The organism is Roseovarius sp. M141 (assembly GCF_024355225.1).
Classification (GTDB): domain Bacteria; phylum Pseudomonadota; class Alphaproteobacteria; order Rhodobacterales; family Rhodobacteraceae; genus Roseovarius.
On sequence record NZ_VCNH01000008.1, the window covers coordinates 993,600 to 1,005,432 of the forward strand.

Below are 11,833 nucleotides of genomic sequence, written 5' to 3' on the forward strand. Positions count from 1 at the left end.
GCGGAACAAAGGTGGCACATGCGGCCGTCAGGATTGCTTGCCTCCGGTGGATGACTCGGCGTATAAAGTCTGATTGCCAACGATTTGACGTGGATGCGATGTCACTGGACCTGAAAGACGCTCTCAGCTTTTCGCCCGAACAGATGCGCGGAAACGATGTGTTCGCACATGCGATTCGACACAGCCGTCTGCCTCTGTGCATCACCGATCCGACCCGGCCGGACGAGCCGATCATTTTCGCCAATCAGGCGTTTTGCGATCTGACGGGCTATGACGAGGCCGAATTCATCGGCAAGAATTGCCGCTTTCTTCAGGGCAAAGAGACGACCCGCGCCAGCGTCGAGGCGATCCGCGCTGCGCTGGCATCGAACGAAGTGGCGATGGTCGAGATTGTCAACTATCGCAAGAATGGCGAGAAGTTCATCAATGCGTTGCAACTGGGGCCGGTGTTGGACGATGAGGGGCGGCTGATCTTTCGCTTCGGCTCGCAGATGGACATTTCCGCCGCGCGCGATGCCGACCGGAAAGCGGCGGCGCTGCGCACGTCCGAATTGCTGCACAGGCTCAAGAATATCGTCAACGTGATGTCGGTCGTCATCAAGATGACAGGCCGGAGCGAAACCGACCCGCAGACATACAGCGACAAGGTGATTGCGCGGCTTGCTGCGCTGGGGCAGACCCATTTCGACACGATGACGGACGAGGCGCCCAAGGCGCTGCGATTCGAGCATCTGGCGCGCACCTTGCTGCTGGCCTACGCCCCGCTGGGCGAACGCCAAGTGCGGTTTCACGGCGGCGAGGTGGAACTGTCGGGCGGTATGGTCACATCGCTGACCCTGCTGTTGCATGAATTGGCGACCAACGCGGTCAAGCATGGCAGCCTTGGCGCCGACGAGGGCCATGTGGACCTGTCGTGGAGCGTTTCGGAGGCTGGCGAATTCAGCATGATCTGGCAGGAACGGGGCGGCCCCGAAGTGACGACGCCCTCGCGCGAAAGCGGCGCCGGCATCGTGGAAAATCTGGTCCGCGCATCTGATGGCGCGCTGCATTTCGACTGGCAGCCCGAGGGGCTGATCGTCACGCTGGATCTGCCGATGGACGAGGCGTGAGGCGCTCGGGCGGCTGATGTGACCGCTGCCCTGCTCAGGTATCTACGCCGCCCGCGGTTCCGAACCGGCCTTCGGCCCATTTCGACAGGCGCAGCATCGGGTAGCAGTAGACGAAATAGAACACTGCGATCAGGCTGTAGATGAACATGATGTCGCCGGGCATCCGCATGATTGCCACTTCGCCCTGACGGGTCAGTTCGGATATGCCGATGACCGACAGGACCGCCGTGCTTTTGATGACGATGACGTAGATGCTGGCCATTGGCGGGATCGTCAGCTTTAGCGCCTGGGGCACCACGATATGGCGATAGGTCTGCATCCGGGTCATGCCGACGGACCGTGCCGCTTCGGCCTGACCGCTGGGCACGGCATTGATGGCAGAGGCCACGATTTCCGTGACATAGCTGGAAGTATAGAGCGACAGCGACACGATCGCCGCCGTATAGCTGTCAAAGGACAGCCACGCGATGCCGGTCGCGGGCAGCACGAAATAGACGATGTAGAGCTGCACCAGATAGGGCGAGCCGCGCAGAAGATGCAGGTAGAGGTTGATCACCCCGTTCAGCAGCCGAAAGCCCAGCGTCTTGGCCACGCCCAGCACGAAGCCGATCGACGACCCGATGGCGATCGCGATCATCGAGATCTGAAATGTCAGCCACAACCCCTTCAGCATGAAGGGGGACAGGGCGACGACGATGTCCCATTTATCGGTGATCCATTCCATGCGCGGTCCCCCTCAATTCGCCTGCCAGGCGCTGCCGCCCAGACGGTTCTGGACGATGCCCGACAACACCAGCATCATCGCGTAGATCGCCAGATAACACACGGCGACGGTGACATAGCTTTCGGTCGCCACCACCGTTTCGGAAAACATCAGCAGCCCCGCGCCCAGCAGTTCGAACACCGCGATGATGCTGAGCAGTGACGTATCCTTGATCAGCACCGCGGTCTGTCCCAACAGAGGCGGCATCACGTTGGCGATGGCCTGCGGCAGGGTGATATGGCGCATCGTCTGGCGCGGCGTCATGCCGGTCGACAGCGCGCCCTCGATCTGGCCGCGCGCGACCGATCCGATACCGGCACGGATGATTTCGCCCATATAGGGCGAGGTGTGCAGCGTGAGCGCGATGATGCCTGACTGAACCTCGTCAAACAGCATACCGGCGGGCATGATCGACGGAAGGCCGTAATAGACCAGATAGATCTGCACCAGCAGCGGTGTCGCCCGGATGAATTGGATATAGCCCGCAACCGGGCGCCACAGCAGCGGATTTTTCGACATGCGCGCCAGCGCCAGCAGCGTGCCGAACATCAGCGACAGCACAAGGCACACGGCGGAAATCCACAGCGTCTGCCAGATGCCTTGCGCAAAGACATCGGCATATTCCGACACCAGCCGGAGATTGAAATAATTCTGAAGCCACATCATCGGCGGGGGGCGGTCCTGTGTGTCATGTCAGAGTGTATGCTTGTGTTTGGACAGGGCAGGGACACGGCTGCGCCCCTGCCCGTATTCATCACTTGTGGTCGGCTTCCCAATCAGTGGAGTTCCACCAGTAGGTGACCTTTTCGTCCAGCCGTCCATCAATGCGGATCAGGCGCATGTAGTTGTCGAGACTGTTCAGCAGATGCACCGAATCCGGGCGCACGGCAAAGCCCAGCGGTTCGCGGTTCAACTCGCCGTCGATCTGAACCAGACCGTCGATCGATGACATGAACCCCGAAAGGGTTGCCTTGTCAGTCACGCCCGCGGATGCGCGGCCCGACATGACTGCCTGAACCGCCTGCGCGGTCCCGCCCGAAAATTCCTTTAGCTCGGCGTCCGGCAGGAATTTGCGCGCGGCGGCGGCGTAGGACGATGCCTGCGTGGCGGCCAGTGAGATGTCAGGCTTGTTCAGGTCCTCCCAGTTGGCATAGTCATGGCCTTCCTTGGCGAAGGCGACTGTTTCGGCAAAGAAAACCGGCTCGGTAAACATGATCTGCATGCTGCGCTGGGCGGTCGGTGTCATGTCGGCGGCGATGAAATCAGCCTTGCCCGAGGTCAGGGCCGGGATCAGGCCCTTCCAGTCATAATCCTGCACGACCAGCTTGACGCCCATGTCGTCAGCCATCATCTGCGCCAGTTCGATGGCAAGGCCGGTGCGCTCGCCGTTCTTGTCGACAAAGCTGACGGGCGGGCCCTGCGTCTGCACGGCGATGGTGATTTCGCCGGTGCGCACGATCTTTTCCATCGTGGTTTCGGCCAGCGATACGGTTGCTGTCGCGGCCATGACGGCGCCGCCGATCAGGCCCGATATAAGGGATTTCAGTTTCATTATTGTTGTCCTCCTTGGTTGGTCATTTTACAGGATCTGACTTAGGAAATGCTGTGCCCTGTCGGTCTGTGGATTGTCGAAAAACGCCGCCGGCGTGTTTTCCTCGATGATGGCGCCGCCATCCATAAAGATCACCCGATCCGCCGCCTCGCGGGCAAACCCCATCTCATGCGTGACGACGGCCATGGTCATGCCCTCGGCGGCAAGGGCGCGCATTTGTTCCAGCACGCCGCCGACGGTTTCGGGGTCCAGCGCCGATGTCGCCTCGTCGAACAGCATCACCTTGGGCTTCATCGCCAATGACCGCGCGATGGCGATGCGCTGTTGCTGGCCGCCCGACAGCATGACGGGATAGCTGCCCTCCTGATCGGGCAGGCCGACCTTTTTCAGCAAATCGCGCGCGATGGCCTCGGCCTCGGGGCGTTTGCGCCTGGCCACGATGATCTGCGGCAGGACGATGTTTTCCAGCGCGGTCTTGTGCTGGAACAGGTTGAAGTGCTGGAACACCATGCCGACCTCGGCGCGCAGCCGGTTGATATCCGTCTTCTTGGACGTCACCTCGACCCCGTCGATCACGATGCGCCCGCTGTCGACGGGTTGCAGACCGTTCAGCGCGCGCAGCAGCGTGGATTTTCCCGACCCTGACGGCCCGATGATCACGACGACCTCGCCCCGGTCGATGGTGGCGCTGACATTGTCCAGCGCGCGCACGTCGGCGCGGGCCTTCATGTGATAGGTCTTGCTGACCCCTTCGATGACGATCATCGGCTCGCTCATGTCGTCCTTTCCATGTCGCGGGGCAGGTGCCCCCTGAAAGAATAGGCCACCGGCCCGGTCATGACGGCGCTGCCGTCCTCGTCAATGTCGATCGTCACGGCGCCTGCGCCCATCTGAACCCGAACCGGCCCGATGTCCACCAGACCTCGCATTTGCGCGGCACGCACGGCCACGCACGCGCCGGTGCCGCAGGCCCCGGTCAGCATGCCGGGCCGTTCATATACCTGCAAGCGGATAAGTGCCGGTCCCAGCACCTCGGCCAGCCCGACATTCACCTGATCGGGAAACAGCGGGTCGGTCAGCACCGGATGGGCCAGTACCGCGACATCCAGAGACGGCAGGTCGTCGACGAAAAATGTCACATGCGGATTGCCGATCCACGACGCCACGCCGTGCACCAGCGGTCCGTGCTCCAAGGGCAGATCCAGCGTGTCCACCGCGCGGGCCAGCGGAAAGCTGCGCCAGTCATGTGCGACGCGCCCCATTTGCACAGACACCTCCAGCGCCCCGGCGCGCGCGCAGCGCAGAAGGCCCGCGCCCGTCTCCAACGTCACTGCGTCGGTGCCGGCCTCCTGCATCAGAAGCCATGCGGCGCAGCGGGTGGCGTTGCCGCAGGCGCCCACCTCGCGCCCGTCGATATTGAGGATGCGCAGATAGGCATCGCCGCGCTGGGACGGGACGATCACCAACAATTGATCGCCCCCCACCCCGACCTGCACATCGCAGATATCCGCAATCTCGGTCGCGTCCGGCGCGTAGGGCACATGGCGGGCGTCGATGATGACAAAGTGATTGCGCAGCCCATGCATCTTGACGAAGGGCCGCCCATCACCGGGCAGGGCGCTGCTCCAGGGCTGTGTCATCGCTATGTCGCCCTTTCGGATGGTTGATGCCGGGGCATGGCCGACGCCGCCCTCGCCGCACTATCGCGGCAGGGCGCATTCAATGCAAGATTCGCGAATGAGACGGCAGGGCAGCTTTTCTTGGTGAAAATACCCGAATTTCGGCAGGACCAACACCCACCACCGGTCTGGTTCGCGCATCCACTGCTTGAGCCGCCGCGCAGCTTCCTCTACCGATGCGCACAGACAGCGGGCGAGGCGCATATGACTTTCACAATCGCAATCGACGGACCGGCAGCGGCGGGCAAGGGCACGGTAGGGCGTCTTCTGGCGGCGCGTTTCGGCTTTGCGCATCTGGATACGGGGTTGCTCTACCGCGCGACGGGACGGCGCACGCTGGACGGGATCGATGCGGTCGAAGCCGCGCGGACCCTCGAACGCGCCGATCTGGAGGCGCCGGACCTGCGCACCCCCGAGGTGGGACAGGCCGCCAGCCGCGTTGCCGCGATTCCCGAGGTGCGCCAGGCGCTGATCGACTTTCAGCGCGCCTTTGCCAGCCGGTCGGGCGGCGCGGTGCTGGACGGGCGCGATATCGGCACGGTCATCTGCCCCGAGGCCGAGGTCAAGCTGTACGTCACCGCCACGGATGACGTGCGCGCCGCGCGCCGCCTGACCGAACTGACCGGCGTGGGCCACGACATCACCTATCAGGAGGTGCTACAGGATCTGCGCCTGCGCGATGCCCGCGACAGCGCCCGCTCAGCCGCGCCGCTGAAACCGGCCGAGGATGCGATCCTGCTGGATACGTCCCTGTTGACGATCGAACAGGCCGTCGCCGCCGCCATCGCCGAGGTCGAGCGCGTGCAGCGCGGCTGACCACATACCCTGATCCGGGGCGCCCTGATCCGGGGCGCACGCCCTTGTCATCCGGGCCCGGCTGAAATATACGCGCGCCTGTCACCAAGGCGGTATCTGCCGCAAATCCGAAAGAATCGAGCAGGGCCTGTTTCACCGGGTCCTCTTTCCGTGTTTTGCCCATCGCCCGACCAACGAAACCTCAAGACCGGCGGAGACAACCGCACGGCCCGAAAAAACCGTATAAAGGAATCCGAGACCACATGGCTCAGAACACATCTATGGAGGAATTCGAAGCCCTCCTGAACGAAAGCTTCGAAATGGACACGCCCGATGAGGGCACAGTCGTCAAGGGCAAGGTCATCGCTGTCGAAGCGGGCCAGGCCATCATCGACGTCGGCTACAAGATGGAAGGCCGCGTCGATCTGAAAGAATTCGCAGATCCCGGCGAGCAGCCGAACATCAATGTCGGCGACGAAGTCGAAGTCTTCCTGCGCTCGGCCGAAAACTCGCGCGGCGAAGCCGTCATCAGCCGCGAGATGGCCCGCCGCGAGGAAGCCTGGGATCGCCTGGAGAAGGCATACGCCGCAGAAGAGCGCGTCGAAGGCGCCATCTTTGGCCGCGTCAAGGGCGGCTTCACCGTGGATCTGGGCGGCGCCGTTGCGTTCCTGCCCGGCTCTCAGGTCGATGTGCGCCCGGTGCGCGATGCCGGTCCGCTGATGGGTCTCAAGCAGCCGTTCCAGATCCTGAAAATGGACCGCCGTCGGGGCAACATCGTGGTTTCGCGTCGCGCGATCCTCGAAGAATCCCGCGCCGAGCAGCGCGCAGAAGTCATCGGCAACCTGACCGAAGGTCAGAATGTCGACGGCGTCGTCAAGAACATCACGGAATACGGCGCATTCGTCGATCTGGGCGGTGTTGACGGCCTGCTGCACGTCACCGACATGGCATGGCGCCGCGTGAACCACCCGTCCGAGATCCTCGCCATCGGCGAGACGGTCAAGGTTCAGGTAATCAAGATCAACAAGGAAACCCACCGTATTTCCCTGGGCATGAAGCAGCTTCAGGAAGATCCGTGGGATCTGGTCGCCACCAAGTACCCGCTGGAATCCACCCATACGGGCCGCGTGACGAACATCACCGATTACGGTGCATTCGTCGAGCTGGAGCCGGGCGTCGAAGGTCTGGTTCACGTCAGCGAAATGTCCTGGACCAAGAAGAACGTCCACCCCGGCAAGATCGTGTCGACCTCTCAGGAAGTCGAAGTCATGGTGCTGGAAATCGACGGCGCCAAGCGGCGGGTCAGCCTGGGTCTCAAGCAGACCATGCGTAACCCGTGGGAAGTGTTTGCAGAAACACACCCCGAGGGCACCGAGGTCGAGGGCGAGGTCAAGAACATCACCGAATTCGGTCTGTTCATCGGCCTCGAAGGCGAGATCGACGGCATGGTTCACCTCAGCGACATCAGCTGGGACGAGCGCGGCGAAGATGCGATCCAGAACTACCGCAAGGGCGATGTGGTTCAGGCGGTTGTCTCCGAGGTCGACACCGACAAGGAGCGTATTTCGCTTTCGATCAAGAACCTGGGCGGCGACAAGTTCGCCGAGGCGGTCGGCGGCGTGAAGCGCGGCGCGATCATCACCGTTGCGGTGACCTCGATCGAGGATGGCGGAATCGAAGTGGAATATGAGGGCATGAAATCCTTCATCCGCCGCTCCGACCTGTCGCGTGACCGTGCCGAGCAGCGCCCCGAGCGGTTCTCGGTCGGTGACAAGGTCGACGTGCGCGTGACCAACGTGGATGCCAAATCGCACCGTTTGGGTCTGTCGATCAAGGCCCGCGAGATCGCAGAAGAGAAAGAAGCCGTGGAACAGTACGGCTCTTCCGCTTCGGGCGCATCGCTGGGCGATATCCTGGGTGCAGCGCTGAAGTCCGACGACAGCTGACCGCACGCCTCAGGGCATGACCTGATGACGGCCCCGCAGGAAACTGCGGGGCCTTTGTCATTCGCGCATCAGCCTTTTGCGCCGATGAAATAAGGGCTTAGCCGATCAGCCCCGCGAGACCGTACATGAAATCCATCGCGGTGGCGGCCATGTCCTGAGGAATATGCCAAACGCACATGTGGCGTCGCGTGGCGGTGCGCAAGCCTCGAACCTGGAGATAGTCGTGATGCTGATCGGATACTTGCCCATGCCCGCTCTGTCAGCGACGAGAGGCGTTTGAGCAGGGGGATGCCCCTATGCCCCTGCGGTTAGCGCGCCGGGTTCAAAATGGCGCAAAGGACCTCTGCGCTGGGATCGACCGTGATCGCGGCGGCGGTTTCGGTGAGGGCGCCTTGGCCCGCCTCAAGCGATTGGCCGTCCATCGTGGCGCTGCCCGAGACGCAGAACGCCGCGATTTCGCGGGCCTCCGGCATGTGGGCGCCGGCAGCCAGGACGTGCAATTCCGCGTCGATGGCGGTGGGGTCATAGAGGATATTGAACGCAGTCGCAGGCCCCCCGGTGAGCGTGCAATCCAGCGGGATGGACCCATCAAAGGCAACGGGCACCATCGGGCGCACATTCAGATCGACACCGGCGCCGACCAGCCGCGTGCCGGCCCCGCCGATAATCGTGTGGAGCCGCGCGAGGCCGGGATAGGTGGAAAAGGGGCAGTCGCGGTCAATCGCGGCAACGCTGAGGCGCCAGACAGTCTGGCTGTCGTGTTTCCCCGTGGCCAGGTCCTGCCGCGTACCGGCGCCGTTGACCCAAGGCTGGGCCGGGATGGTGCGCAGATCGAAACGGTGCATGTGGGCGCGCCCTTGGATTTTTGAGTATTTGTGGAACGATGAAAGCCGGGCGCGTTTTCAGGTGCGCCCGGCGGGGTTCGTATCAGCCCAGCGCGGCGGAGCAGCGCGCGCAGGTGCCGGGGTGGGCGTGGGTGCCCACGTCCGGCAGGATTTTCCAGCAGCGGTGGCACTTGTCGCCCGGCGCCTTGTGGAAGGTGACGCCGAAACCCTCGGCCTCGGGGAGGTGGAACGCGCCTTGGGACGGTGCGCCTTTGGTCAGGGTGATGGCCGAGGTGATGCAGATATCCGCGAAAGGGACCGATGTCAGGGTCGCGAGTGTCGCCTCGTCTTCGACGAAGAGTTCCGGTGCGGCCTCCAGCGAGGAGCCGATGACCTTGTTCGTGCGCTCGATTTCCAGCGCTGCCGTCACGGCACGGCGCGCCTGACGGATGCCTGTCCACTTTGCGGCAAGCTGTGGGTTCAGCCAGCTTTGCGGCGTCTCGGGGATGTCGGACAGATGCAGTGACGAGTCCGCGCCGGGATACCGCTCTAGCCAGACTTCTTCCATCGTGAAGACCATGACGGGGGCCAGCCACGTGGTCAGCCGGTGGAACAGCAGGTCCAGAACCGTGCGGGCCGAGCGCCGCTCGATGCTGTCGCCGTCGCAATAGAGCACGTCCTTGCGCACGTCGAAATAGAACGCCGAGAGGTCTATCGTGCAGAAGTTCAGCAGCGCCTGCGTGACGCCCTGAAAGTTATAGGCGTCGTAGCCCTCGCGCACGGTTTTATCCAGTTCGGCCATGCGGTGCAGTACCCATTGTTCCAGCTCGGGCATCTGGTCTGCCGGGGTGCGGTCGGAGTCCTCGAAATGGGCCAGCGCGCCCAGCAGATAGCGCATGGTGTTGCGCATCCGGCGGTAGCTGTCGGCGACGCCCTTGAGGATTTCCGGCCCGATGCGCTGATCTGCGGTGTAGTCGGTCTGCGCGACCCACAGGCGCAGGATATCGGCGCCGTATTGTTTGACCACCTCCTCGGGGACGATGGTGTTGCCGACCGATTTGGACATCTTGTTGCCCTTGGCGTCCAGCGTGAAGCCGTGGGTCAGCACGCCGCGATAGGGCGCGCGGCCCATCGTGCCGCAGGCCTGTAACATGGAGGAGTGGAACCAGCCGCGATGCTGGTCGGTGCCCTCCAGATAGAGATCGGCCAGCCCGTCATCGGACCCATCCTCGCGGTCGCGCAGCACGAACGCGTGGGTGGAGCCGGAATCGAACCAGACGTCGAGGATGTCGTCGACCTTGTCCCAGTCGTCGGAGTTTACGACACCCGACAGGAAGCGGTCCTTGGCGCCGTTCTTGTACCACGCGTCCGCGCCCTCGGCCTCGAACGCTTTGAGGATGCGGGCGTTGACCTCTTCGTTCTTCAGCAAGAAACCCTCGTCGGTGGGCAGCGCGCCCTTGCGGGTGAAGCAGGTCAGCGGGACGCCCCATGCGCGCTGGCGTGACAGAACCCAGTCGGGCCGGGTCTCGATCATCGCATAAAGACGGTTGCGGCCCTTTTGCGGCGTCCATTTGACCAACTGGTCGATGGAGGTCAGCGCGCGCTGGCGGATCGTGGTGCCGTAGGTGTCCTGCCCGTCGCCCACCGGGCGGTCGATGGCGGCAAACCATTGCGGCGTGTTGCGGAAGATGATCGGCGCCTTGGACCGCCAGCTATGCGGATAGCTGTGGGTCGTGCGGCCGCGCGCGATGATGCCGCCCGCCTCGACCAGCTTGTCGATGACGGCGGGATTTGCCTTGCTTTCCTTGCCCTTGCGGTCGAAGACTTGCAACCCGGCGAAGAAGGGGACGTGATCCAAAAATTCGGATTCCTCGCCGACGTTATGGGTCATCTCCTTGATCCAGCCGCGTTTGACGAAGGCCTCGTAGTCATCCGCGCCGTGGCTGGGCGCGGTGTGCACAAATCCGGTGCCTGCGTCTTCGGTGACGTGGTCGCCGTCGATCATCGGCACGGGGTAGTCCCAGAATCCATCCGCGCCATCGAGGCCCGCGAAGGGGTGGGCGAGGGTCAACGCGCCCAGCTCATCTGCGGTGACATCGCGGACGCGGGTATGGTCGGTCACGCGCGCCTTGGCCAGCGTTTCGGCGGCCAGCGTATCGGCAAAGAGGTAGAGATCGCCGGGATTGGTCCAGCTTTCGTCCTCGGTGGTGTCGACGCGGTAGAGGCCGTAGGCGATGGACGGGCTGAACGCGACCGCCTTGTTCGAGGGGATCGTCCAAGGGGTGGTGGTCCAGATGACGACACGGGCGTGCCGAAGATCTTCAAACGACGACATGTCCGGACGCTTCGCTCTTTCATCGCCCTGCGTCGGCGGTGTTTGTTTCAGAACGTCCCAGCCGTCGATGTTGAACGCCACCCAGATCGTGTGGCTCTTGTGGTCGTGATACTCGATCTCGGCTTCGGCCAGCGCGGTTTTTTCCACGGGCGACCACATCACCGGTTTGGAGCCCTGATACAGCGTGCCCGTCATCAGGAATTTCTGGAACTCCTGAGCGATGATTCGCTCGGCGCGGAAATCCATCGTGAGGTAGGGGTTTTCCCATTTGCCGGTGATGCCCAGGCGCTTGAATTCGTCGCGCTGGATGTCGATCCAGCCCTCGGCGAACTTGCGACATTCCTGCCGGAAGTCGACGATGTCGATCTCGTCCTTGTTCTTCCCCTTGGCGCGGTACTGTTCCTCGATCTTCCACTCGATCGGCAGGCCGTGGCAGTCCCAGCCGGGGATGTAGCGCGCGTCCTTGCCCATCATCTGCTGGCTGCGCACGACCATATCCTTGAGGATCTTGTTCAGGGCGTGGCCGATATGCAGGTGGCCGTTCGCATAGGGAGGGCCGTCATGCAGGGTGAAGGGCGGGCGGGCGCCGGGGGTGTCGGCTGCCTTTTCGCGCAGGCGGTCATAGATGCCGATGCTGTCCCAATGGGCCAGCCATTCCGGCTCGCGCTTGGGCAGGCCGGCGCGCATCGGAAAATTGGTTTGCGGCAGGTTCAGCGTGTCTTTGTATTCGGGCGTGTCGGCGCACATTGCGGGCGTCCTTTATCTCGGGTGTTCGGATGAAAATGAAGGGGCGGCGCGAGAGGCTCGAACGCCTTGTCCCGGCGGCTCAG

At 63.1% G+C, this 11,833-nt stretch carries 10 protein-coding genes; 3 read left to right on the plus strand and 7 right to left on the minus strand.

Features of this window, described 5'->3' with window-relative positions:
- The first annotated feature begins 98 nt into the window (after nucleotides 1-98).
- A complete protein-coding gene (locus FGD77_RS08940) occupies nucleotides 99-1,109 on the plus strand; it encodes a PAS domain-containing protein (protein WP_255014162.1) in 1,011 nt (336 codons plus the stop codon).
- 34 nt (nucleotides 1,110-1,143) lie between these two features.
- Here the strand turns inward: FGD77_RS08940 and FGD77_RS08945 are convergent, their stop codons facing one another.
- The 5 genes from FGD77_RS08945 to dapF all read right to left on the minus strand — a co-directional run bounded on the left by FGD77_RS08945 (nucleotide 1,144) and on the right by dapF (nucleotide 5,064).
- A complete protein-coding gene (locus FGD77_RS08945; protein ID WP_255008660.1) occupies nucleotides 1,144-1,833 on the minus strand; it encodes an amino acid ABC transporter permease in 690 nt (229 codons plus the stop codon).
- 12 nt (nucleotides 1,834-1,845) lie between these two features.
- Nucleotides 1,846-2,538 carry an amino acid ABC transporter permease gene (locus FGD77_RS08950; protein ID WP_255008662.1) on the minus strand — a complete coding sequence of 231 codons (693 nt, stop codon included), beginning with the start codon at nucleotides 2,536-2,538 and terminating at the stop codon, nucleotides 1,846-1,848.
- A gap of 88 nt (nucleotides 2,539-2,626) precedes the next feature.
- Nucleotides 2,627-3,424, minus strand: a complete 798-nt coding sequence (locus tag FGD77_RS08955) for a transporter substrate-binding domain-containing protein (RefSeq protein ID WP_255008664.1) — start codon at nucleotides 3,422-3,424, stop codon at nucleotides 2,627-2,629.
- Between the two features lie 27 nt (nucleotides 3,425-3,451).
- On the minus strand, nucleotides 3,452-4,189 hold the full coding sequence (locus FGD77_RS08960; protein WP_255014163.1) for an amino acid ABC transporter ATP-binding protein: 738 nt from the start codon (nucleotides 4,187-4,189) through the stop codon (nucleotides 3,452-3,454).
- An 8-nt stretch (nucleotides 4,190-4,197) separates the two neighbouring features.
- On the minus strand, nucleotides 4,198-5,064 hold the full coding sequence (gene dapF, locus FGD77_RS08965) for a diaminopimelate epimerase (RefSeq protein WP_255008676.1): 867 nt from the start codon (nucleotides 5,062-5,064) through the stop codon (nucleotides 4,198-4,200).
- 243 nt (nucleotides 5,065-5,307) lie between these two features.
- On the opposite strand from dapF, the gene FGD77_RS08970 reads away from it, so the two are divergent.
- On the plus strand, nucleotides 5,308-5,919 hold the full coding sequence (locus FGD77_RS08970; RefSeq protein WP_255008678.1) for a d(CMP) kinase: 612 nt from the start codon (nucleotides 5,308-5,310) through the stop codon (nucleotides 5,917-5,919).
- Nucleotides 5,920-6,161: 242 nt separating this feature from the next.
- On the plus strand, nucleotides 6,162-7,844 hold the full coding sequence (gene rpsA / locus FGD77_RS08975; protein WP_255008680.1) for a 30S ribosomal protein S1: 1,683 nt from the start codon (nucleotides 6,162-6,164) through the stop codon (nucleotides 7,842-7,844).
- Nucleotides 7,845-8,152: 308 nt separating this feature from the next.
- Here the strand turns inward: rpsA and FGD77_RS08980 are convergent, their stop codons facing one another.
- Both FGD77_RS08980 and ileS read right to left on the minus strand, forming a co-directional pair.
- Nucleotides 8,153-8,689 (minus strand): HutD family protein, encoded by a 537-nt coding sequence (locus FGD77_RS08980; RefSeq protein WP_255008682.1) that lies wholly within the window; start codon nucleotides 8,687-8,689, stop codon nucleotides 8,153-8,155.
- Between the two features lie 82 nt (nucleotides 8,690-8,771).
- Nucleotides 8,772-11,750, minus strand: coding sequence for an isoleucine--tRNA ligase (ileS, locus tag FGD77_RS08985; protein ID WP_255008692.1), 2,979 nt, complete (start codon nucleotides 11,748-11,750; stop codon nucleotides 8,772-8,774).
- Nucleotides 11,751-11,833 lie beyond the last annotated feature (83 nt).

What these genes read in the sequence shown, in the direction of transcription:
- dapF (WP_255008676.1), bottom strand. Translation starts at nt 5,064, where the DNA reads ATGACACAGCCCTGGAGCAGCGCCCTGCCCGGTGATGGGCGGCCCTTC.
- FGD77_RS08950 (WP_255008662.1), bottom strand. Translation starts at nt 2,538, where the DNA reads ATGATGTGGCTTCAGAATTATTTCAATCTCCGGCTGGTGTCGGAATAT.
- FGD77_RS08970 (WP_255008678.1), top strand. Translation starts at nt 5,308, where the DNA reads ATGACTTTCACAATCGCAATCGACGGACCGGCAGCGGCGGGCAAGGGC.
- FGD77_RS08960 (WP_255014163.1), bottom strand. Translation starts at nt 4,189, where the DNA reads ATGATCGTCATCGAAGGGGTCAGCAAGACCTATCACATGAAGGCCCGC.
- FGD77_RS08940 (WP_255014162.1), top strand. Translation starts at nt 99, where the DNA reads ATGTCACTGGACCTGAAAGACGCTCTCAGCTTTTCGCCCGAACAGATG.
- FGD77_RS08955 (WP_255008664.1), bottom strand. Translation starts at nt 3,424, where the DNA reads ATGAAACTGAAATCCCTTATATCGGGCCTGATCGGCGGCGCCGTCATG.
- rpsA (WP_255008680.1), top strand. Translation starts at nt 6,162, where the DNA reads ATGGCTCAGAACACATCTATGGAGGAATTCGAAGCCCTCCTGAACGAA.
- FGD77_RS08980 (WP_255008682.1), bottom strand. Translation starts at nt 8,689, where the DNA reads ATGCACCGTTTCGATCTGCGCACCATCCCGGCCCAGCCTTGGGTCAAC.
- FGD77_RS08945 (WP_255008660.1), bottom strand. Translation starts at nt 1,833, where the DNA reads ATGGAATGGATCACCGATAAATGGGACATCGTCGTCGCCCTGTCCCCC.
- ileS (WP_255008692.1), bottom strand. Translation starts at nt 11,750, where the DNA reads ATGTGCGCCGACACGCCCGAATACAAAGACACGCTGAACCTGCCGCAA.